Origin of the sequence: Amycolatopsis silviterrae (assembly GCF_042684085.1) — a bacterium.
GTDB lineage: Bacteria > Actinomycetota > Actinomycetes > Mycobacteriales > Pseudonocardiaceae > Amycolatopsis > Amycolatopsis silviterrae.
Genome location: NZ_JBHUKS010000023.1, coordinates 294,072 through 314,892, shown reverse-complemented (window position 1 = coordinate 314,892; position 20,821 = coordinate 294,072). Strand labels below are relative to the sequence as shown.

The 20,821-nt window shown below is 68.5% G+C and carries 23 protein-coding genes; 10 read left to right on the top strand and 13 right to left on the bottom strand.

What is annotated here, in order from left to right:
* Positions 1 to 595: 595 nt before the first annotated feature.
* Complete coding sequence (locus ACFSVL_RS29830) at positions 596 to 1,141, top strand: TetR/AcrR family transcriptional regulator (protein WP_378308877.1); 546 nt, start codon at positions 596 to 598, stop codon at positions 1,139 to 1,141.
* Positions 1,142 to 1,738: 597 nt separating this feature from the next.
* Here the strand turns inward: ACFSVL_RS29830 and ACFSVL_RS29825 are convergent.
* Positions 1,739 to 1,951, bottom strand: coding sequence for a hypothetical protein (locus tag ACFSVL_RS29825; RefSeq protein WP_037354589.1), 213 nt, complete (start codon positions 1,949 to 1,951; stop codon positions 1,739 to 1,741).
* Between the two features lie 320 nt (positions 1,952 to 2,271).
* On the opposite strand from ACFSVL_RS29825, the gene ACFSVL_RS29820 reads away from it, so the two are divergent.
* Positions 2,272 to 2,826, top strand: a complete 555-nt coding sequence (locus ACFSVL_RS29820) for a hypothetical protein (protein WP_378308876.1) — start codon at positions 2,272 to 2,274, stop codon at positions 2,824 to 2,826.
* Positions 2,827 to 2,841: 15 nt separating this feature from the next.
* Here ACFSVL_RS29820 and ACFSVL_RS29815 read toward each other — a convergent pair whose 3' ends face one another.
* Complete coding sequence (locus ACFSVL_RS29815; RefSeq protein ID WP_378308875.1) at positions 2,842 to 3,666, bottom strand: acyl-CoA thioesterase; 825 nt, start codon at positions 3,664 to 3,666, stop codon at positions 2,842 to 2,844.
* A gap of 21 nt (positions 3,667 to 3,687) precedes the next feature.
* Positions 3,688 to 4,416 carry an alpha/beta fold hydrolase gene (locus ACFSVL_RS29810; RefSeq protein ID WP_378308874.1) on the bottom strand — a complete coding sequence of 243 codons (729 nt, stop codon included), beginning with the start codon at positions 4,414 to 4,416 and terminating at the stop codon, positions 3,688 to 3,690.
* Between the two features lie 47 nt (positions 4,417 to 4,463).
* Between ACFSVL_RS29810 and ACFSVL_RS29805 the strand changes: the two genes are divergently transcribed.
* Positions 4,464 to 5,735, top strand: a complete 1,272-nt coding sequence (locus tag ACFSVL_RS29805; protein ID WP_378308873.1) for a cytochrome P450 — start codon at positions 4,464 to 4,466, stop codon at positions 5,733 to 5,735.
* Positions 5,736 to 5,740: 5 nt separating this feature from the next.
* On the opposite strand, the gene ACFSVL_RS29800 is transcribed toward ACFSVL_RS29805, so the two are convergent.
* Entirely contained in the window at positions 5,741 to 6,499 is a 759-nt protein-coding gene (locus ACFSVL_RS29800; RefSeq protein WP_378308872.1) for a maleylpyruvate isomerase family mycothiol-dependent enzyme, read from the bottom strand.
* A 92-nt stretch (positions 6,500 to 6,591) separates the two neighbouring features.
* Complete coding sequence (locus ACFSVL_RS29795; RefSeq protein ID WP_378308871.1) at positions 6,592 to 7,590, bottom strand: small ribosomal subunit Rsm22 family protein; 999 nt, start codon at positions 7,588 to 7,590, stop codon at positions 6,592 to 6,594.
* Positions 7,591 to 7,725: 135 nt separating this feature from the next.
* Between ACFSVL_RS29795 and ACFSVL_RS29790 the strand changes: the two genes are divergently transcribed.
* Genes ACFSVL_RS29790 through ACFSVL_RS29780 form a run of 3 tightly spaced genes read left to right on the top strand, consistent with a single transcriptional unit; the run spans position 7,726 to position 9,839 of the window.
* Entirely contained in the window at positions 7,726 to 8,151 is a 426-nt protein-coding gene (locus tag ACFSVL_RS29790) for a YciI family protein (protein ID WP_378308870.1), read from the top strand.
* Entirely contained in the window at positions 8,151 to 8,507 is a 357-nt protein-coding gene (locus ACFSVL_RS29785; RefSeq protein ID WP_378308869.1) for a YciI family protein, read from the top strand. The genes ACFSVL_RS29790 and ACFSVL_RS29785 overlap by 1 nt, the downstream gene beginning before the upstream one ends.
* Positions 8,508 to 8,561: 54 nt before the next feature.
* Positions 8,562 to 9,839: an RNA polymerase sigma factor gene (locus ACFSVL_RS29780; RefSeq protein WP_378308868.1), complete on the top strand. Its 1,278-nt coding sequence runs from the start codon at positions 8,562 to 8,564 to the stop codon at positions 9,837 to 9,839.
* Between the two features lie 339 nt (positions 9,840 to 10,178).
* On the opposite strand, the gene ACFSVL_RS29775 is transcribed toward ACFSVL_RS29780, so the two are convergent.
* Positions 10,179 to 10,646, bottom strand: a complete 468-nt coding sequence (locus tag ACFSVL_RS29775; protein WP_378308867.1) for a PPOX class F420-dependent oxidoreductase — start codon at positions 10,644 to 10,646, stop codon at positions 10,179 to 10,181.
* Positions 10,647 to 10,668: 22 nt separating this feature from the next.
* Between ACFSVL_RS29775 and ACFSVL_RS29770 the strand changes: the two genes are divergently transcribed.
* From ACFSVL_RS29770 to ACFSVL_RS29760, 3 genes are all read left to right on the top strand, one after another.
* Positions 10,669 to 11,502, top strand: a complete 834-nt coding sequence (locus ACFSVL_RS29770) for a CPBP family intramembrane glutamic endopeptidase (RefSeq protein ID WP_378308866.1) — start codon at positions 10,669 to 10,671, stop codon at positions 11,500 to 11,502.
* Between the two features lie 51 nt (positions 11,503 to 11,553).
* Complete coding sequence (locus ACFSVL_RS29765) at positions 11,554 to 12,738, top strand: arginine deiminase (protein ID WP_378308968.1); 1,185 nt, start codon at positions 11,554 to 11,556, stop codon at positions 12,736 to 12,738.
* A gap of 152 nt (positions 12,739 to 12,890) precedes the next feature.
* Complete coding sequence (locus ACFSVL_RS29760; protein WP_378308865.1) at positions 12,891 to 13,442, top strand: ferritin; 552 nt, start codon at positions 12,891 to 12,893, stop codon at positions 13,440 to 13,442.
* Positions 13,443 to 13,510: 68 nt separating this feature from the next.
* On the opposite strand, the gene ACFSVL_RS29755 is transcribed toward ACFSVL_RS29760, so the two are convergent.
* The 5 genes from ACFSVL_RS29755 to ACFSVL_RS29735 all read right to left on the bottom strand — a co-directional run bounded on the left by ACFSVL_RS29755 (position 13,511) and on the right by ACFSVL_RS29735 (position 16,998).
* Positions 13,511 to 14,095: a dihydrofolate reductase family protein gene (locus ACFSVL_RS29755; protein WP_378308864.1), complete on the bottom strand. Its 585-nt coding sequence runs from the start codon at positions 14,093 to 14,095 to the stop codon at positions 13,511 to 13,513.
* 96 nt (positions 14,096 to 14,191) lie between these two features.
* On the bottom strand, positions 14,192 to 15,019 hold the full coding sequence (locus tag ACFSVL_RS29750) for a hypothetical protein (RefSeq protein WP_378308863.1): 828 nt from the start codon (positions 15,017 to 15,019) through the stop codon (positions 14,192 to 14,194).
* Positions 15,016 to 15,576 carry a SigE family RNA polymerase sigma factor gene (locus tag ACFSVL_RS29745; protein ID WP_378308862.1) on the bottom strand — a complete coding sequence of 187 codons (561 nt, stop codon included), beginning with the start codon at positions 15,574 to 15,576 and terminating at the stop codon, positions 15,016 to 15,018. Before ACFSVL_RS29745 ends, ACFSVL_RS29750 begins: the two co-directional genes overlap by 4 nt.
* Before the next feature lie 124 nt (positions 15,577 to 15,700).
* Positions 15,701 to 16,054: a DUF952 domain-containing protein gene (locus ACFSVL_RS29740; protein WP_378308861.1), complete on the bottom strand. Its 354-nt coding sequence runs from the start codon at positions 16,052 to 16,054 to the stop codon at positions 15,701 to 15,703.
* A 68-nt stretch (positions 16,055 to 16,122) separates the two neighbouring features.
* Positions 16,123 to 16,998, bottom strand: a complete 876-nt coding sequence (locus ACFSVL_RS29735; protein ID WP_378308860.1) for a DUF5926 family protein — start codon at positions 16,996 to 16,998, stop codon at positions 16,123 to 16,125.
* A gap of 76 nt (positions 16,999 to 17,074) precedes the next feature.
* Between ACFSVL_RS29735 and ACFSVL_RS29730 the strand changes: the two genes are divergently transcribed.
* Positions 17,075 to 18,229, top strand: a complete 1,155-nt coding sequence (locus tag ACFSVL_RS29730; protein WP_378308859.1) for a cytochrome P450 — start codon at positions 17,075 to 17,077, stop codon at positions 18,227 to 18,229.
* Between the two features lie 413 nt (positions 18,230 to 18,642).
* Here ACFSVL_RS29730 and mca read toward each other — a convergent pair whose 3' ends face one another.
* Together mca and ACFSVL_RS29720 are read right to left on the bottom strand one after the other, a co-directional pair.
* Positions 18,643 to 19,458 carry a mycothiol conjugate amidase Mca gene (gene mca / locus ACFSVL_RS29725; RefSeq protein ID WP_378308858.1) on the bottom strand — a complete coding sequence of 272 codons (816 nt, stop codon included), beginning with the start codon at positions 19,456 to 19,458 and terminating at the stop codon, positions 18,643 to 18,645.
* On the bottom strand, positions 19,455 to 20,795 hold the full coding sequence (locus tag ACFSVL_RS29720) for a DHA2 family efflux MFS transporter permease subunit (protein ID WP_378308857.1): 1,341 nt from the start codon (positions 20,793 to 20,795) through the stop codon (positions 19,455 to 19,457). The genes mca and ACFSVL_RS29720 overlap by 4 nt, the downstream gene beginning before the upstream one ends.
* Positions 20,796 to 20,821 lie beyond the last annotated feature (26 nt).

Below are 20,821 nucleotides of genomic sequence, written 5' to 3'. Positions count from 1 at the left end.
CCCGTGGCGTCGGCAGTTGTGCTCAGCCTCTGCCTGGGCTGGAAGGGTTGTCAATCGAATCGGCGAGTTATGCGCGGCGTGTTTCAACGGGGTGGTGGCGGTTATCAATGGCGGCCTGTTGGGTGGCTCGGAAGTCCGTGAGAGAGCCCCTCGCGGACTCTGATTCCCATGCCAGGGCCTTAAGGCGGCCTTGGGGGTGCGGCTGAGGCGTGTCCGCCCAGGCTGAAGCGGCTGGCGGACCGGGCTGGCTTGCTTCGGGGCCTGCGCGGACGGCGGGAGCTGGGTCTTGTACGCGGAGCGTGCTGTGCCGTCTGTGAGGGACTCCTTGAGGGAATCAGATTCCCTCAGGGGCCCCCTCACGGACTTGAAGAAACGGTCATACTGGCATTAATCAGGCATTTTGCTGACATGGACGTCCTTTATGGACGGTCAGCAGGCTGAGTCGCCCGGCTTAAGTCCCTGGCGTTGGACTCTGCTTCCCGTAAGGAGTCCTTCACGGACCGCGCGCACCGCTGGCGGATTATGCAGCACTCGCCCGTTCCGCGATACCGTTGCGTATGCGCGTTTCCACTGGTGCCAGCCTCCGGAGCCGGCGATGAGCGGGGCTCAGCGAGCCGACGCCCGGGAGAACCGGGAACGGATCGTCGAGATCGCCCGCGAGGCAATCGCCGGTTCGGGAGAGCTGCGGCTGAACGCGGTCGCCAAGTCGGCTGGTGTCGGGCAAGGGACGCTCTACCGGCATTTCCCCACGCGCGAGGACCTGCTTGCCGAGGTGTACCGGCAGGAAGTGGAGGAGCTGGTCGCGCTCGCACCGGAACTGCTGACCGCACACGGACCGGTTGAAGCCCTGTCTCGCTGGTTCGACCGGATCGCCGAATACGCGCGAGTCAAGCGGGGCGTCTTCGCGGCGCTGGAAACCGCCGTGTGGAAAGGCCTGTCCGAAGAAAGCCACGGCCCACTCGGCGACGCTATTACCCTCCTGCTCGACGCCGGAAAAGCCGAAGGAACCATCCGCCCCGACATCGACGCCCGCGACTTCTTCATCCTGTCGGGCTACCTGACCCGCCTGGACGAGGACGAGTGGGATTCCCGCGCGCGGCATCTTCTGGACGTGCTGTTGCAGGGGGTTCTTGCCCGCTGACCGGGACCGCCGCGTCGGCGCTGAACGGGTTGGTGGTCAAGGTGTGATCTGCTTGCGAGACAACGGATTCCCGTGCTGACTAGGGTTCGCTCGAATCCGACAGTCGCGGTGGGTCAGGTCGACTGTCGTGAGGAGGCCATCTCGGCGCGGCGGGGGTGGGGTGCGCAGTCCGGACAGGGGCAGGCAACGCGAGTGCGCTCCGGTACCGGCCGTGTGGCAGCTGTTGTGAGGCGAATGCGATAACGATGCGGTCGGCCCGGCGTGGCAAGCAGGCCGCGCGGCAGGGAACGCGCGCTGCGATCGCTCCGGTGGGTCGTGTGATCGTTGTTGCGAGGCAGGCGTGATCGAAAGTGGTCATCCCGGTGCAGCAGGCGCGGTGTGCAGGCCGCAGCGGGCAGCATCGAGAAGCGAGCGCAAATGCGCAGTGGGCCGCGACCGCAGAGTGCGGACAACTGCTGGAAGTTACGAAACCTCAGCGCCAGAACCGGCCGAGGGCCGAGGCGTCGGGTGTGGTGTCCATATTGGACGGGCCGCTCGCGGATGCGTCCGGCCCGGTCCCCCAGATTTCCCCAGTGATGGTGCTGTCGATGTTTCCGTTCAGGAGGCGACGGCCAGGCGAACCCGGCGGTCGCGGGCGTACGAGACCAGCTCGCGGACCTCGTCGGTGGTGATGATGCGGACAGCGTCTTCCAGGATCTCCGCCGTGGCGACCTGCAGCGGCCAGGAACGCAAGCCGGGAGCGGGTTCGTGCCAGAACCACTGGCCTTGGGCGAGATCTTCGGCGGCGACGGTTGGTTCGTCGGTGTTCATGCCTGCAGCCTAACTGGCACCACCGACAGAAAATCGCTCTACCGGACATCCCGGGACAACCCAGTAGGAAGCGCAAGAAGTGAACGCGGGTTCGGCGATGGTTCGTGCTGGTCGGAAGGATGCGAGCGGGCTGCCGGGTGGCGTGGGTCACGTGCGGCTCCGGGGTGGGGAGCGGATGCGGGACCGTACGAAAGTTAGGGGTGACCTGGTCGCTCTCCGGGACGGCTCAGGTGGATTTTGCACGGCTGGGCGGCCTGCCCTAGGCTTCGCCGGTCACCGCGCACACACCGGGGGTTTCCGGGACGAGAGGAACGGTGCGAATGGCTTTGCGCGACCCCGAGGCGTACCGCGACATCGACCTGCCGACGATCATCCGGATGGAGCGGCGGCTTCCCTGGTACGGCTGGCCGCACCTGCCGCTGGGGCTGCTGGTGTGCGTGTCCGCGATTCTCGCCGCTTACCGGGTGCCGGTTTCGTATCACCTGACGACGGCGCTGGTCGCGGGCAGCGGCGTGGTCGGTGGGTTTTCCGGGTACGGCTGCGGGCTGGTCATGGTCAGCACGCCCGATCTGGTCCAGACCGGGGCGCTGCACTGGCGGCGCACCCGGGTGCTGCGTGCGTTGCTGATCGTGCTCGGCGGGCTGTCCGCGGCTTCGATGGCGGTCGTTGTGGCATGCCATATTTCGTTGCTGGCTGGGGCTTCCGACCAGCATCCGTTCCGGCTTTCGGTGCAGGCCGGGCTGTACCTGGTGCTCGTGGTCGCCAACACGGTTCTCGCCGGGCTTGAGGCGTGGCAGTTGTCGAAGGTGTTGCGCACGCCCGTCGCCGAGGTTGCCGCCGAGCAGGCTGGGCCGGTGCGGGTTCGGCTTGGCTGAGTGTCTACATCGGACTCAGCGCCTGCGCAGCAGCACTTCTTGAGTCACTGAGGCGACCAAACGTCCGTCGGTGGTGAAGAATTCGCCGTGGGTCAGGCCCCGGGTGCTTGCGTAGCTTGGGCTTTCCATGTCGAAGAGCAGCCATTCGTCCGCGCGGAACGGGCGGTGGAACCACACCGCGTGGTCCAGCGACGTCAGCTGCGGTTCGCCCGGGTCGTCCCGGTGCGGCAGCAGGGCGGTGCCGGCCAGCCGGATGTCGGAGATGTAGGTGAGCGCGCAGACGTGCGCCAGCGGGGCGTCCGGCAGCGCGTCTTTCGCGCGCACCCAGATCTGCTGACGCGGGCCGCGGCCGGTGTCGGGCAGGCCGGTTTCCGGGTTGCTGACGAAGCGGACCTCGATGGCGGACAGGACGATCGGCGAGCGGTCCTGTTCGACGACGCCAGCCTCGTCCGGGGCGGGGACGTCCGGCATCCGCGCCTGGTGCGCGCTGCTCTCGGCCTCGGTCTGGAACGACGCGGACAGGCTGAAGATGCTTTCGCCGTTCTGGATCGCGACAACCCGGCGCGTGGTGAACGAACCGCCGTCGCGGGTGCGTTCGACCTCGTAGATGATCGGCATGTCGGTGCGGCCGCCGCGGATGAAGTAGCCGTGCAGCGAATGCACGTGCCGCGCCGCGGGCACGGTCGCGCCGGCCGCGGTGAGGGCCTGAGCCGCGACCTGACCGCCGAACGCCCGCTGCGGGGAACCCTGGTGGCACCAGCCGCGGAACAGGTTCAGCTCGAGCGGTTCGAGCTTCAGCAGCTGGTCTAGCCCGGCCCGGGTCGGATCGATCGTCGTCACCCGGCCAGTCTAAGCGCCTGCTCAGCTGCTCCGCGGGGTGAGCAACGACGCGACCGCGGCTGGATCCTCCACGTGCGCGTTGTGCCCGAGCCCGGACAAGACCACTGCCTCGGGAACCAGAGCGCGCAGCTGCTCAGGGCGGGACATCGGATCGTTCTCGCCGGTGGCGAGCACCACAGGGCAGCGTGCGTCCGCCAGCAGGCGCGGCATGTCCGGACCGCCGACGCCGAAGACGGTCGGGTCCAGCGTCAGCCGCCAGCCGTCCGCGGTTTCGGTGACGCCGTCCGGGTCGGCCGGAGCCAGGCCGGTCAGGCCGGCGATCTTCAGGTACGCGGTTTCCGCCTCCTCTCGTGTGTCGAAAAACCTCGGCGGACGGGCTGCCAGTGCCGCGGCCCGGGCCAGGTCGTCCTCGCTCCACTCCACCTTGATGCCCACCGCCACCACGCTGCTGACGTCGAGCCCGTAGCGCCCGCTCGCCAGCTCCAGCGCGACGACCCCGCCGAGCGAATGGCCGAGGACAACGACCGGACCGGACTCGTCCAGCGCGTCGGCCACCGCGGCCGCGAGCGTCTCGAACGAGTACTCGGGCAGTCGCGGCGAGCCGCCGTGTCCGGGCAGGTCGGGCACGAGCAGCCGCTGGCCGGGCAGGCCGGTGAGGCCGTCCCAGACCGCGCCGGTGGAACCGAGCCCGTGCAGGAGCAGGACCGGCGGTTCGCCGTGTCCGGTGACGCGCAGCTTCAGCTTTTCCACCGGACGGATCTTTCCGCAGGCGGTGCTCTCGGGGCTAGGGTCGGAACGTGTCGAGTGCTGCCATCGCCGACCCGGACACCTACGTCACGGGCGTGCCCTACGACCTGCTTGCCCGCCTGCGCCGCGAAACGCCGGTGACCAGGATCGGCGACTTCTGGGCGGTGCTGCGCCACTCCGACGTACGGCACGTGCTCCGCACCCCGGCGGTGTTTTCGTCGCAGCTCGGCGGCACGCAGATCCGCGACCCGGGCACCGCCGAGGACCTGCGGTACGTGCGCCGGATGATGCTCAACATGGACCCGCCCGAGCACGGCAGGCTGCGCGGGCTGCTCACGAAGGCGTTCACTCCGCGCGCGATCAACCGGATCACCGAGCGAATCGAAGGCTGGGCGCGGGATCTCGTCGCGGCGGTGGCCGATCGCGGCGAATGCGATTTCGCCAAGGACATCGCCGCCGACCTGCCGCTGCTCACGCTCGCCGAGGTGTTCGGCGTGCCCGAGCAGGACCGCCGGTTGATGTTCGACTGGAGCAACCGCGTGATCGGCTTCCAGGACGCCGAATACTCGGTGAGTGCGACCGTCCGCGCCGACGACGTCACCGACCTCGCCCGCGCCGCGCTGGCCGTGCGCCCGGAACCCGGCCCGGACGGCCAGATGCCGGATCCGCGCAGCCGCGCCGGAATGCCCGATCTTTACGCGTACGCACACGCACTGGGCGAGCACAAACGCGCGCATCCCGGCGACGACGTGATGAGCAATCTGATGCAGTACGTGGACGACGACGGCGGCCGGGTGTCGATTGAGGAGTTCGAGAACCTCTTTTGGTTGTTTTCCGTGGCGGGCAACGAAACCCTGCGCAACGGCCTGCCCGGCGGGATGGACGCGTTGCTCGCGCATCCCGAGCAGTACCGCAAGCTGCTCGACGACCGGAGCCTGCTGCCCGGCGCGGTCGAAGAGATGCTGCGCTGGCACACGCCGGTGATGCACTTTCGCCGCACCGCGACACAGGACACTCGACTGTCCGATGTGGACATCAAGGCCGGGGACAAGGTGGTGGTGTGGTTTTCCTCGGCCAACCGCGACGAGACGGTCTTTCCCGATCCGGACGTGTTCGACGTGACGCGCGCGCCGAGCGAACACCTGACGTTCGGCCACGGCCCGCATTTCTGCCTCGGTTCGCACCTCGCGCGGGTGCAGATGCGAGCGTTGTTCGAGGCCGTGTTCGACCAGCTCGGCGAGGTCCGTCTCGCGGGCGAACCCCGCCGGCTGCGGTCGAACTTCCAGAACGGGCTCAAGAGCCTCCCGATCCGCTGGGACTGACGGGGTCAGCCGAAGCCGACCATGGAGAGCCAGCGGTCCAGGTACGCCGTGTCGCCGGTGCGATCCGCGATCTCCGCCGACAGCCTGCCGTAGACCATCAGCAGCAGGTCGCTCAGCGGCGCGGACACGGTGACCGCCGCGTTCTCCGGCGGACCCGGATGCCAGGCCAGCTGATCGCCGGTGAGATCGACCGTCCAGGACATCGCGTGGTCCGTGGGGGCGAGGTGGATCGTGCGGTCCGGGCCGAGCAGTGTGCGGCGTTCCGGGACGTGCTCCAGCAAGAGCGGCAGCGAGCCGAGTTCCAGCCATTCCTCCATCGCGTCGTGTGCGACGTCCGGTGTGACGGTGAATTCCCCGCCCGCCGCCAGCGTCGCGTCGGCGCGGTGAATCAGAGTCTCGTTCATGAACCGGCGGGCGTAGAACGCTGCTCGCGGCGGCCCGTTCGGCACCGGCGTGAACACCTCCGCGTCCGGCCCCGCTTCGCGCAGCGTCGCGACCAGCGTCTTCGCGCCGTCCACGAGCCAGGACGCTGGCCTCGGGCTGTCCACCGGATTCCGGAGCGCGTCGTCCGGCAGCCAATGATCGGCCCGCGTGCGCACGGTTTCCTCCGCCCACCGATGACCGGTGCTGACGTGATCGAGCAACTGGCCGAGGTTCCACTCCGGACAGGCCGCTACTCGCACTGTCCGGTCCGCGCCCTCGACAGCCGCGGCGAGCAGTTCCGTCTGCCGCACGATCTCGGCGCAACGCTCGTGGAAGTCCATCCGATGTCCCCTCCGGTTCAGATCCGCTGACACCGGACAGTCGGAGCCGACGCGGCCATCCCGACATCGCGGCCGACGAAAATATCCGCGGGTTACTCCACGCTCCAGGCGTCTCCCCATTCCGCGTCGCGGGCGGCGCGGTATCGCACGCCGTGCCGTTTCGACACGACGGTTCCTGGCGCGAGTCCGTCGACCGTGCACAGATCGAGTTGCACGAACCCCTTGTGCTTGCGCGGATGCCGGATGATCCGAGCCGACGGACGGTCGACCGGTGCCGACGTGGCCGCCACATACGAGAACTTTTCGTCCTCGAAGCCCAGTGTGCCGGACTTGATCCGCCGGTGCACCCCGCTCCGGGGCAGCCGGGCGGAGAAATGGCACCAGTCCTCTCCTGGCTTGATCGGGCAGGCGTTGTCGTGCGGGCACGGCGCCACGACGCTGCGGCCCGTCTCGCGCAGCACCTCACGAGCCGCGCGGATCCGCTCGAACCCCGCCGGGGTGCCGGGTTCGATGAGCACGACCGTGCCGGCTTTCGCGGCGAGCCACTGAACGACGTCGGCACGGCCGCGTTCAGGCAGTTCGCCGAGGACGTACGACAGGGTGACCAGATCGGCCTCCGGCGCGGCCGACGCGGAATCGACCAGTCCGCGTTGCCAGACCGCGGTGCGGACGGCTGGCTCGCCGGAGTTCGCCGCCAGCTTGCGCCCCAGCGCCAGCGCGGCCGCCACCTGTTCCAGGACAGTGCACTTCTCCAGCGACGGCCAGACCTCAGCCGCTGCCCACACCGCCGCTCCGGTGCCGCCGCCGATGTCGACGTGCGTCTTCGGGGAAAACCCGGGCGCGGCGGCAGCCACCTCGCCCAGCACGGAGCTGACCGCCGCGTACGTCGCGGGCATCCGGTACCCGGCGTAGGCGGCGACGTCCACCTCAGAGGAGAGGATCGGCGACGTCGCCGAGTCGCCTTGCCGATAGCGCTTGCTGAGCCGGTCCACGGCCTGCGCGAGCCGGGATTCGGGGAACCGGGCCAGCTCGTCGTCGAGGGCGGCGCGGAGAGGTTCGGGGAGTACTGCCACGAATAACGATTCTCCCATGCCCGTTTTGTCCCCTGAAGCTCGCCTGACCTGCTAGTTTCGCGACCGGGAAAAAAGTTTGAGGACGGTGTCGATCCGGCCGCGGCCCGTTCGACGCATGGGTGAAGGCAAGCCGAGAGCGAAGGGGAACCGAAGATGCGATTCATGGTGATCATGAAGGCCAGCGAAGAGAGCGAAGCGGGCCAGATGCCCAGCACCGAACTGCTCGCCGAGATGGGCAAGTTCAACGAGGAACTCGTGAAGGCCGGCGTGATGCTCGCGGGCGAGGGGCTGGCGCCCAGCTCCGAGGGCGCGCGGGTGAAGTTCGCCGGAGACAGCGAGCCCAGCGTGGTCGACGGCCCGTTCGCCGAGACCAAGGAACTGATCGCCGGGTTCTGGATCCTCCAGGTGCGTTCGCTGGAGGAAGCGGTGGAGTGGATCAAGCGCGTGCCCAACACCGACGGCGCGCACCACGAGATCGAGATCCGGCGGATCTTCGACGCCGAGGACTTCGGCGACAACCTCACCCCGGAGCTGCGCGAGGCGGAAGAGAAGCTGCGCGAGCAGACCGCGCAGAACTGATGCGGTTCATGGTGCTGGTGAAAGCCAGCGCGGACTCGGAAGCCGGGGCCGAGCCGAGCGCTGAACTGATCGAGCAGATGAACCAGTTCAACGCGGAACTCGCCGAATCCGGCCACCTCGTGCAGACCGCCGGGCTGACGCCCAGCGCCGAGGGGGCCCGGCTGCTCTGGTTCGAGGGGGAGGCGGAGCCGAACGTGGTGGACGGCCCGTTCGCCGAGACCAAGGAACTCGTCGCCGGCGTGTGGATTCTGGAGGGGGAGTCGGTCGCCGAGATCGTGGAGCTGATGAAGCGGGCGCCCAATCCGCAGCGGCAGGCGGGCACGATCGAGATCCGCCCGATGGTGGACGCGTTGTGACTCCGCGCCCGCCCGAGGGTTGCCTCGGGCGGGCCGGGCCGGTCTGATGGGCCGGTGGACACGCGAAGTGCGGTAGAGGCCGTTTGGCGGATCGAGTCGGCGCGGGTGATCGCCGGGCTCGCGCGGATGACCCGCGACGTGGGCCTCGCCGAGGAGCTGGCGCAGGACGCGCTCGTCGCCGCGCTCGAACAGTGGCCGGAGACCGGGGTGCCGCGCAATCCCGGCGCCTGGCTGATGACGATCGCGAAGCGGCGCGCCATCGACCTGTTCCGGCGCAACGAAACCCTCGGCCGCAAGCTCGACGAGATCGGCCGGGAGGCCGAACAGCTCGGCGAGGGCGTGCTGCCCGACTTCGACGCGGTGCTCGACGACGAGCAGATCGAGGACGACCTGCTGCGGCTCGTGTTCACCGCGTGCCATCCGGTGCTGTCCACCCAGGCGCGGGTGGCGCTCACGCTGCGCATGCTCGGCGGGCTCAGCACCGACGAGATCGCCCGCGCGTTCCTGGTGAAGGAATCCGCTGTCGCGCAACGCATCGTGCGGGCGAAGAAGACGCTCGCCGAGGCCAAGGTGCCGTTTGAAACCCCGGTCGGCGACGAGCGCGTGGCGCGGGTGCCCGCCGTGCTCGAAGTGATCTACCTGATCTTCAACGAGGGCTACTCCGCGACGCGCGGTGACGACTGGATGCGGCCCGCGCTCTGCGAGGACGCGTTGCGGCTCGGCCGGGTGCTGGCCGGCCTGATGCCCGGCGAACCCGAGGTGCACGGTCTGGTGGCGCTGATGGAAATCCAGGCGTCGCGGTCGGCGGCGCGCACCGGCCCGAACGGCGAGCCGGTGCTGCTGATGGACCAGGACCGCAGCCGCTGGGACCGCCTGCTGATCCAGCGGGGCCTTACCGCGCTGGCCCGGTCCGAACGACTGGCGGACGGCACATACGGGCCGTATTCCGCGCAGGCCGCGATCGCCGCGTGCCACGCCGTGGCGGTGGCTCCCGACGACACCGACTGGACTCGGATCGCGGCGCTGTACGCGGGTTTGGCACAGCTGACGCCGTCTCCGGTGATCGAGCTGAACCGGGCCGTCGCGGTCTCGATGGCCGAAGGACCGGAGGCCGGGCTGGCGCTGGTGGACAAATTGCTGACTGAGCCAGCGTTGAAGAATTACCACTTGCTGCCGAGCGTGCGCGGCGACTTTCTGTACAAGCTGGGCCGCCGGGACGAGGCGCGCGCCGAATTCGAGCGCGCGGCGAAGATGACGGGCAACGAACGGGAGCGTGCGTTGCTGCTGGGGCGGGCTGAGTCGTGCAGCAAGCTGGAAGCGGGAACGAGGTAGCGGTGCGCGAGTGATCGACATGCCGCAACGGTCCACCACCCGCCCGACAATTCCCGGGCCCGCACCCCGTCATCCCCAGGGTTGTCCACAAGTCGACACGCCTGTGGATAACCTGTTTCCGCTGGTGACAGCGGTGGAACCCGGCTGGTAAAACCGATCAGGTGAATGGCCTCAGCGGCAATGCCAGGGACTTAAGCTGGGCGGCTCAGTCCACTGACCGTCCATAAAGGATGCCTAGACCGGTGAAATGCCCGATTAACGCAGGAGCGCCCGTTTCTTCAAGGCCGTGAGGGCCACCTTGAGGGACTCTGATTCCCTCAAGGTGGCCCTCACGGACCTTTACTCGTCCGCCAGCTCGGGAGGGAAGCCGCCGGTCGCGATCGGCCCCCACCGGTCGATCGTGATCCGGATCAGGCTCTTGCCCTGCTTGCGCATCGCCTCGCGGTACTCGTCCCAGTCCGGATGCTCGCCGGAGATGCTGCGGAAGTAGTCGACCAGCGGCTCGACCGAATCCGGCAGATCGATCACCTCCGCGGTCCCGTCGACCTGCACCCACGGCCCGTTCCACTCGTCCGACAGCACGCACACCGACACCTTCGGATCGCGCCGCAGGTTGGCCGCCTTGGCGCGCTTCGGGTAGGTCGCGATGACGATCCGGCCCTCGTCGTCGACGCCACAGGTGTTCGGGGACAGCTGGGGCCGCCCGTCGGCGCGGGTGGTCACCAGGATCGCCCGGTGACGCGGCTTCAGGAACGCGACCAGCTCGGCGCGCTCAACCTTCGTGTTGGTGGCGATAGTCCTCGGCATACCCCGACGGTAGCGTGCGTTCATGCGCACCACAGAGCGTTCCGGAGGGCCGTCCGGCCTGCGATCCTGGCTCAATCCGGCACTTCCGGCGTTCCCGGCTCCGCTCACCGATCCCCGCGAGCGGCGCGCGGTCAAGATCGAGCTGGTGCTCGTTTTCGGCATCACGCTCGGGTTGTCCGGTGCGCGCAGCCTGCTGTCCCTTGTGGACTCCCTGCTGCGCCCGACCCCGTTGGCGCAGCAGCAAGTCCAGCTCAACGTCCCGCGCGCCGCCGCGAGCCTGCTGGACCTGCTCCAGCAGCTGCTGAGCGCCGCGCAGCTGATCGGCTGGGGCGGGCTCGGCCTGTACCTGCTGTGGCGGGCCGGGCTGAAACTGCGTGAGATCGGCCTGAGCCGCCGCATCCGCACCGACGCGCTGATCACCGTCGGAATCGCCGCGCTCATCGGCATTCCCGGGCTCGCGCTGTACTTCGTCTCCTACCACCTCGGGTTCAGCCTCGCGGTGCAACCGTCCACTTTGGGCGATACCTGGTGGCGGCCGATCGCGCTGACGCTTTCCGCGTTCGGCAACGCTTTCGCCGAGGAGGTGCTCGTGATCGGCTACCTGCTCACCCGGCTGCGGCAGCTCGGAGTGCGCGAGAACGCGTCGCTGTTCGGCGCCGCGGTATTGCGCGGTTCCTACCACCTGTACCAAGGGTTCGGCGGGTTCGTCGGCAACCTCGTGATGGGGCTGGTGTTCGGCCGCGTGTGGCAGCGCACCAACCGGCTGTGGCCGCTCATCGCCGCGCATACTTTGTTCGATGTGGTGTCCTTCGTCGGCTATTCGTTGCTGAAAGGCCGTCTTTCCTGGCTACCGTGATGCCCGCTCATTAGGCTCCGGCTCGTGAGCGAGACAACCGCACCTCCCAGGGTGGACAGCGAAGTCGGGCCTCTTCGGGCAGTCCTGTTGCACCGGCCGGGAAACGAGCTGAAACGGCTCACTCCCCGCAACAACGACAAGCTCCTTTTCGACTCCATCCCGTGGGTGAGCCGGGCGCAGCAGGAACACGACGCGTTCGCCGACGTCCTGCGCGGCCGCGGCGTCGAGGTGCTGCTGCTGGCCGACGTTCTCCGCACCGCGCTGGAAGATCCGCGCGCGCATGCCGCCGGGGTCCACGCCGCGGTGGACGATCGCCGCCTCGGCAACGACCTCGCGGATTCGCTTAGGTCGCACCTAACGAGCGTCGACGCGCCCACGCTCGCCGAGGTCCTGATGGCGGGCATGACGTTCGAGGAGTTGCCGTCCGCCGAGGGCGCGTCGCTGGTGCGGATGATGCACCACCCACGCGACTTCGCCGTCGATCCGCTGCCCAATCTGCTCTTCACCCGCGATTCGTCCGCGTGGATCGGCGACCGGGTCGCGATCTCGTCGCTGACCATGCCAGCGCGACGGCGGGAAACGGCGCTGCTCGACCTCGTTTACGCCTACCACCCCCGGTTCCGGCACGCCGCCCGCGCTTACGGCGCGCATTCCGCGCCCATCGAAGGCGGTGACGTGATGCTGCTGTCCCCCGGCGTCGTCGCGATCGGCGTCGGCGAACGCACGACTCCCGCCGGAGCCGAATCGCTCGCCCGTTCCGTATTCGCCGACGGGCTCGCGCATACCGTCGTCGCGGTGCCGATCGAACAATCGCGCGCGACGATGCATCTCGACACCGTGTGCACGATGGTCGACGTCGACGCCGTCGTGATGTATCCGCTCGCCCGCGATTCCCTCACCGCGTTCACTATCAAGCCGACCGGCGACGGCGGCGTGAAAGTGGCCGGCCCGGCGCCATTCCTCGAAGCCGCCGCGGAGGCGATGGAGATCGACCGGCTGCGGGTGATCGACACCGGCCTCGACCCGGTCACCGCGGAGCGCGAGCAGTGGGACGACGGCAACAACACGCTGGCCTTGGCCCCTGGCGTGGTCGTGGGGTACGAACGCAACGCGGAGACCAACGAACGGCTCACCGCGGCGGGCATCGAGGTGCTGCCGATCACCGGGTCCGAGCTGGGGTCCGGGCGGGGCGGGCCGCGCTGCATGTCGTGTCCGGTGCGCCGGGATCCGCGCTAAGGCGAAGTTAGCCTTTCCTTAATAAGGGTTACTTCATTAAGGGAAGGCTAATCAAAATAAGTGTTTCCTTCTTGAGGAATGGTAACCCTAATGGGGTGGAGATCACCAGCTAAAAGTGGAAAACAATCGGGCATTGACGTACCGTGATGGACATGGCCGCTACGAAGAAAGAACCGCGCTCGAAGTTTTACGAACTGCTGCAGGCGCAGATTCACAACGAGTTCAACGCCTCCCAGCAGTACATCGCGCTCGCGGTCTGGTTCGACAACGAGGACCTGCCGCAGCTCGCGAAGCACTTCTACAAGCAGTCCGTCGAGGAGCGCAATCACGCGATGGCGCTCGTCCAGTACATGCTCGACCGGGACCACCACGTCGAGATCCCCGGCACCGGCGAGGTCCGCAACGACTTCTCCGCCCCGCTCCAGCTGATCGAACTCGCGCTGGAGCAGGAGAAGGAGGTCGCTGCCGACATCTCCGCGCTCGCGAAGGCCGCGCGGGCCGAGGAGGACTACATCAGCGAGCAGTTCACCCAGTGGTTCCTCAAGGAGCAGGTCGAGGAGATCTCCCAGATGTCGACGCTGGTCACCGTCGCGCGTCGCGCGGGCGACAACGTCTACGAGATCGAGAAGTTCCTGCACCGCGAGGCCGTCGGCGACTCCGGTGCCGACTCCGGGATGCCCCCGGTCGCGGGTGGCGCGCTGTAACGCACGAACGTGCCCGGAAGCCCGGTTGTCCCCAGTGTGGACAACCGGGCTTCCCCATGTGGATAACTTCAGCGCCGCTCGTAATGCGCGATGAGCACGCCGGTGGTGGTCGCGACGCTGCCGGCGAGCGAGAACTCGGTCAGCGGGGCCGGTCCCTCGAACAGCCGCGCACCCTGGCCGAGCGTCAGCGGATGGATCAGGAACGTGTAGCGGTCGATCAGTCCGGCGGCGTGCAGCGCGCGCACGAGCGAAACGCTGCCGATGATCGAGAGATCCTTGCCGGGCAAGGCTTTCAACTCGGCAACCGTCTCCACCGCGGAGCCGCGCAGCAGCACCGAGTTCTGCCAGGCGTCGGCGTTGTCGAGGGTGGTGGAGACGACGTACTTCGTCGCGGCGTTCATGTGCGTCGTGAACGGGTTCCCGTCCGTCCGCGGCCCCCACGCCGTGCTGAAGTCCTCCCAGGTGCGCCGGCCGAACAACATGTCCCCAGGCCGGCTCATGCCCTTCCCCATCTCGCGCGCCATGACGTCGTCGCGGTAGCCGTTGCCCCAGCCACCTAGGTCGAACCCACCTCGGGTGTCCTCATCGCTGCGGCCGAGGCCTTGCACGACGCCGTCGAGGGTGCTGCTCAGGGTGACGCTGATCGAACGCATCGGGGATGTCCTTCCGCTCCCGCGGGCCGCGAACCGGCCCGTCACCCGCTACACGAGCGGCGCGGAGCCAGATCGACATCGGCCAGCCGGAATTTTTCAGCTGCCGCAGTCCGGCGTCTTCGCGCGGACCTCGACCCCCTCGACAGCCCCGTCCGAGTTCAGCGTGAAGTGATACGCCCCCTGGTCGCCGGTGGGCGACACCAACGCGCTCCCCGACTCCGACGTGCCCGGATACGTCGAGGTGACCTGGTCCTTCGGCGACCCGTCACCCACGCCTTCCGGAGTGTGCGCGGCACCTTCGGGCTTCACTGCGACCACGCCGTTGTCCTTCGACACGACCGCCGTCGCATCCGGAACCCCAGCACCGCTGACGTCGTAGTAAGTGCAGCCAGGCGACTCTTTCACCGCTGTAAGCGTCATGCCCTGCTCGGTGAGCTGCTGCTCGGTCATGCCGAGCTTCACCGCGCCAAGGCCGTCCGCGGTCACCAGCGCTCCGGAAGCGGCCTTCGCCGGCGTCGTCTGCGGCGGTTCCGGCTTCGTGTGGTGCGGACGCGCGGGCACCGTCGGCGGGTCGGCGATGCCGGGCTCCGAGGTCTGGATCGGCACTTGCGCCTGCGGTAATTCGACGCTCGAAGGAGCCTCGGGCACCGACGAAGGCAGCGTGGGCTGGGCCGAAGCGACCGGCCGCGCGGCGACGTTGGTCGTCGCGTGCTGGGTGCGCAGCTGGATCGCCACCACACCGGCCGACGCCAGCGCGAGCACGCACGCCGCCCCCGCCGCGGACGTCAGGATCCGCTGCTTGCGACGCCGCCGGCGCGCGCCCGCCACGATGGCCGACGCGGCGTCCTCGTTCGGCTCGACGGCCAGCCGTTCGTCGGCGAGGAGGGCGCGGAGCCGCTGTTCCAGATCGTCGGGCTCGGTCACCCGGCGTCGCCTCCTTCCTGGTTCCGCAGTTTCGCCCGCAAGGAGGCGATCGCCTTGCTCGCTTGGCTTTTCACCGTCCCCTGGCTGATGTTCAGCGCTTTGGCGATCTCCACTTCGGACAGTCCTTCGTAGTACCGCAACACCATCACCGTGCGCTGCCGCGGCGGAAGGTCGCGCAGCGCCTGCCACAGCGGCTCGTGCTCGAACGGATCCTTCGGCGCGCACGGGCTGGTGTCCGGCAGGTCCGCGACGAGGTTCTCCCGCCGCGTCCGGCGCCAGCGGCTGACGTGCGCGTTCGCCATCGAACGCCGCACGTAGGCCAGCGGGTCGCCGGTCTTCTGCCGGACATACGACCAGCGTGCGCCCATCTTTTCGAGCACGGTCTGGACGAGGTCCGCGGCGTCGTGCGGGTTTCCGGTAAGCACGTGGCCGTAGCGGAGCAGCCCGGGCAGGGCTTCGCGCACGAAATCGCCGAAGTCCGTGAGGCTGTTGACGGCCTCCGCCTGTCCCGCCCACGGCGGATCTCCGCTCGCGATGGGCGGTGCGGCAGCCGTCACCGTATCGCCCCCTCCCCGGATGACCGCGTCGAGCGACGGTTCCTCGTCATCCCCACCACGCATGAGCGCCCCCGAGGGTTGTCCCGTCTCCGTCGCTACTTTCCGTAGCTGTGGACAACTCAGGTCAGCGCACGGAAAGCGACTCGGGCAGCGTCAAGGCGCCATCCGCGTCAGTGGGGAAATCGGTTACCGAGACCACAGCGTTTCGCGGGATCGGGCCGTAGATGTGCGGAAACTGGATTCCGCGCGGGTCCGGCGGGTCCCCGTCCTCCCAGCGGACCGGCGCTTCGACCAGCTTGGGGTCGATTTCGAGCAGCACCAGGCCAGCGCGGCCGCGGAAGAGCGCGTTGGCGGGCAGGGCGACCGTGCCCGGATCCGAACAGTGAATGAATCCGACGTCGTCGAGCGACGGCGCGCGGTACTCGCCGCCGGCGGGCACCGCGGCCCACTCGTCGCGGGTGCAGATGTGGAGGATCACGCGGTGATCGTCCCATCGACTTACCCACATGTGGACAACTCGGCCTGAGTTGTCCACATGTGGATACGTCAGCGAATGGTGAGCTGGCGCCCGATCAGCCCGTCGCGGGCACGGCGTTCGGTGGCGTTGAGCGGCTCGGAGTCGAGCGACTTGAGCGCCTCGTCCAGCCGCGCGCCGAGCTGGTCCTTGGGCTCGGCCCACTCCCGGGCGTGCGCCTCGGGGTCGAGGTCCCACACCGGGACGAGCAGGCCGTGCGCGCGGAACGAGCCGGCGTAGCGAGTGCCCTCGCCGAGCCCGAGCGTGCCCGCCGCGGACAGTCGCGCAAGCGCTTGCAGCAGCAGGTTCTCCGGTTCCGGGCGAACCCAGCGCAGGTGCGCCTTCTCGCCGGCGAGGACCCAGTAGGCACCAGAACCGAGCCGGTCGGTCGGCATGATCGCGGCGTTCGCGCGCTCGAGCGACACCGCGACGTCACCGGTCGCGTCCGCGTCCTCGGGCAGCCACCACGCGAAGTCGGTGTGGAGGGCGACCTCCAGTTCCGCGCTCGGCACGAGCAGGTCCTGGAGCCGGTTGCGCTCGTCCGGATCGGTCGGCGACGTCGTGTCCGGCACCGAGAGCACGTCGCCCGGTTCGGCGTCGAGCAGCCAGCGAAGCGCGCGGCCGAGGTCGCGGCTGATGTCCGAGGACCGCGTCTGCACCTGCAGGCCGAGGAAGCGCTCACCGTCCGAGCGGACGAACGCCGCGGCGGCCATGGGCAGCACCGTGCCGAGCGTGACGTCGCCGCCGTCGGCGAGCGTGAGCTTCGCCGTGGCCGACGGGACGAACTCGCGCAGCGCGATCAGCTCCGGCTCCGCCGCCAGACCCTCGAACGGCTGGCCGACGAAGACGTCGCGCACCTTCGGCTTGCGGTCCGGCTTGGGACCCTTCTTACGCGCGCCCTTACCCATTTCAGCCTCCTCGGAACTCAGTCTCAAACGCTATCGAAGAGACTGGCCGCCCAGGCTCGCGGGTTAGAGTCAGCTCGTGTTCGACCCTCGCGATCCCGCCTTCCTCGCCGACCCGTACCCCGCGTTCGCCGCACTGCGCGCCGAAGGCGAGGTGCACCAGCACGACGGCCTAGGCATCGCGATCACGGTTTCGCACGCCGCGTCGGCCGCCGTCCTGCGGCACCGCGGACTCGGCCGCATCTGGACCGACGCGCAGCCACTCGAACGGTTCGCGTCGTTCAATCTCCTGCACCGCAACTCATTGCTGGAAAACGAACCACCCGCACACACCCGCCTCCGCCGCGTCATCGCCAGCGAGTTCGGCCGGGGTCACGTGCAACGGCTGCGTCCGATGGTCGCGGAACTCGCCGAGTCCATGGTGGACACTCTGGCTGCGAAGATCGCCGCAGATGGCAGCGCGGATTTGCTAGAACACCTCGCCCAGCCGTTGCCGGTCGCGGTGATCGCGGAACTGCTCGGCGTACCGGTGTCGGATGGTTCCCAGCTGGTGACGTGGAGCAACGCCATCGTCAAGATGTACGAGTACGGCCTCTCCGAGGACGGCCGCGACGCCGCCGAACAGGCCGCGGCCGACTTCGTCGCGTACCTGCGCGACGTCGTCGCTGACTCGCCGCGCGGAATCGTCCGAGACCTGACCGCAAGCGAACTGACCCCCGACGAAGTGGTTGCCACCGCGGTCCTGCTGCTGATGGCCGGCCACGAAGCGACGGTGAACGTGATCGGCAACGGCGTGACCGCGTTGCTGACCCACCGCACGGAATGGGAGCGGCTTAGGTCCGACCCAAGCTTGCTGGACTCGGCTGTGGAAGAACTGATCCGCTTCGACTCGCCGCTGCAACTGTTCGAGCGCACGGCGACGGAGGATGTGGAAATCGCCGGGCACCAGGTGGCGAAGGGTTCGAAGATCGGGGCGCTCCTGGGCGCCGCGGCGCGCGACCCGAAGGTGTTCGACGCCCCGGACACCCTCGACGTGGGCCGGACGCCGAACGCGCACCTCGGGTTCGGGATGGGGATCCATTATTGCGTTGGGGCCCCACTGGCGAGGGTGGAGATCGCGGCGGCTTTGACGGCGCTGACGAAGCGGCTGCCGGACCTGCGACTGGCCGCGGAGCCGGAGCGGCGGCCGGAGTTCGTGATCCGGGGGCTGCGGACTTTGCCGGTGACTGCTTGAGGGCCACAGCCTGAGGATGATGGCCCGAGGTTGACGGCCCAAGCCGGGATGACCGCCCTCGGTCGCGCCGGATTCGGCTGGCGGGTGCTGCATAATCGCGTAACGGCCGCGCCAGGTTCGGCAATCCATCCACAATGGATGGTCAGCTCGGTGGCCGGGAACGAGCTGCCACCGCACCGCGATCACCGCTCCACCGCGATCCCGCAACGCTGCGGCCCCCGCCGCACCGCACCTGCGGCCATACCGCGGGCCCGCCGCACTGCCACCGCACTGCACTCCCGCAGCGATCCGGCACGCCGACGCACGCACCGAAGCCTCGTTCCCCACCCTCCCGCCATCAACCGGGCCCAGATCCCCGCGTTAAACAACCGTCCGGACCCAACCTGAACAACCGCCCAGCATCAACCGCAGACTCAGCGCAATCCGGCGAACAAGTCGTCCTCCAATCCAGCCCCCACCGCGATGGGTCCATTCGTGCGGGCAAGGTGGTAGTCCTCCCAGGGCCACGCCTTTCGCTCAATCTCCCGGGAATGCGCGAAAAACGGATGCCCCGGATCCATCTGCGTAGCGTGCGCGCGCAACGCGGCATCCCGGGTCGCGAAGTGTTCCTCACAGCGGACGCGGGCGGTCACGGTGAGCACGTCGGTCGGCGGCAATTCCTCCAGGACTGGGCCCATCAACGACTCCTCGCCAGCCGCGAGCGTCGCCTTGTGCATGGCTTCGAACCAGGATCGGCTGAGGGTGGCCAGGTAGTAGAGCTTGCGCGGGGTGCCGTCGTCGGACTCGTCGAACGCTGCGGTCGTGACCTCGTGCGTGCGAATGTGGTCGGGGTGTGGATAACCTCCGGTCTCGTCATAGGTGACCACTACCTGTGGACGGAATTCCCGCATCAGCTCCAGCAACGGTTTCGTCGCCTCAGCCAACGGAATCCCCGCGAAGCTTCCGGCTGGGGACGGCGTGGCCAAGCCCGAGTCGACGTGCCCGAGAAAGGTCTGCCGGACGCCGAGAATCCTTGCGGCATCAGCCATTTCCCGGCGGCGGATGGCGGGAAGATCCCGGCGGACGTCCTCTCGGTCCAAAGTTGGGTTGAGCACATCGCCGCGTTCGCCGCCGGTGCAGGTGGCGACTAGGACGTCGACGCCTTCCGCGGCGTAGCGGGCGAGGGTCGCGGCGCCTTTGCTTGATTCGTCATCGGGGTGGGCGTGCACCGCCAAGAGCCGCAAGGTCATGCGCGGGTTCCTTTCGGGAAGAAGAAAGCAGGTACCAGGCTCAGCAGCGAAAGGCCCAGCGCCCAAGTAAAAGTAGTACCGAACGCGGCGGCACCCGGCGGTTGCGCGTGCAGAACGGCGACCAGCACCGCCGTCCCCAGCGAACCGCCGATGCGGTTGACGACGTTGATCGCGCTCGCCGCGCGCGGGATCTGACTGCGCTCCAGCGAGGTGTAGAGCATCGTCATGCCAGGTGTGGCCGTCGCGCCTAGGCCGAGCCCACGGATCAGCAGCGACACGGTCAGCAAAGTCGGGCTGGGGGAATCGCCGAGTTGAGTGAAGGCGATCGTGCCTACCAGCGACAATCCGATGCCAGCGAGCATGACCGTTCGCGAGCCGAATCGGTCCAAAAGCTTTCCGCCGGCGATGAGGACGACGGCCGAGCCTAAGGCCTGCGGGGCGAGCAGGAGTCCGGCAGCGAGTGCGGAGGTGTGCTGGATTTGCTGGTAGTAAAGCGGAAGCAGCAACATCGAACTGTACAGCGACGCGCCCAGCAGGAAAGTGCTCGCGCTGGCGACGGCGAAAGCCTTGTGTGCGAACAATTTCAGGTCGAGCAGCGGTCGTTGCGCGCGACGTGCGTGCACGGCGTAGGCGATCAGCAGCACGGCGCCGAGAATGGCGAACGCTTCGGATCCTTCGCCTAGGCCGTAGCCGAGTGCGCCGAGTCCCGGCGGGAGCAGCAGGAGGCCGCGGACGTCGAGCGGATCGCGCGTGCCAGCAGGTTCCTCACGCGGCAGCACTCGCACGGCGAGCAGCAAGGTCGCGACGCCGAACGGCACGATTCCGAAGAACAGCCAGCGCCAGCCCAGGTCCTGTACGAGCGCGCCGCCGAGCATCGGGCCGAGCACTGGCGCGACGGTCGCGGGCAGCGTGACGACGCCGATCATCCGGCCCAGCCGCGGACCGGCCGCCTGCGCGAAAATCGCCTGGCCGACCGGTTGCATGAGGCCGCCGCCGAGGCCGTGCAGCACGCGGAACGCGATCAACGCCGGTGCCGACCAGGCGAACCCGCACAGCACCGTCCCCAGCGTGAACAGCCCGACGGCCGCGATCCACACCTGACGCCCGCCGAACCGGTCGGCCAGCCAGCCGGACAGCGGGATGGTCAGCGAGGCGGCCAGCAGGTACGCACTGGCCACCCATTGCACGGTCGGCAGCGAACTGTCCAGGTCCCGCGCCATCACGCCGATCCCGACCGACACGATCGTCGCGTCGAGGATCGACAGCACCGCGCCCAGAATCAGCACCCCGCCGAGCCGGCGAAGCCCGGAATCGGAGACCGGAACGTGCGTGGTCATCGAGTCACCCCCTTCGTTAGGTCGGA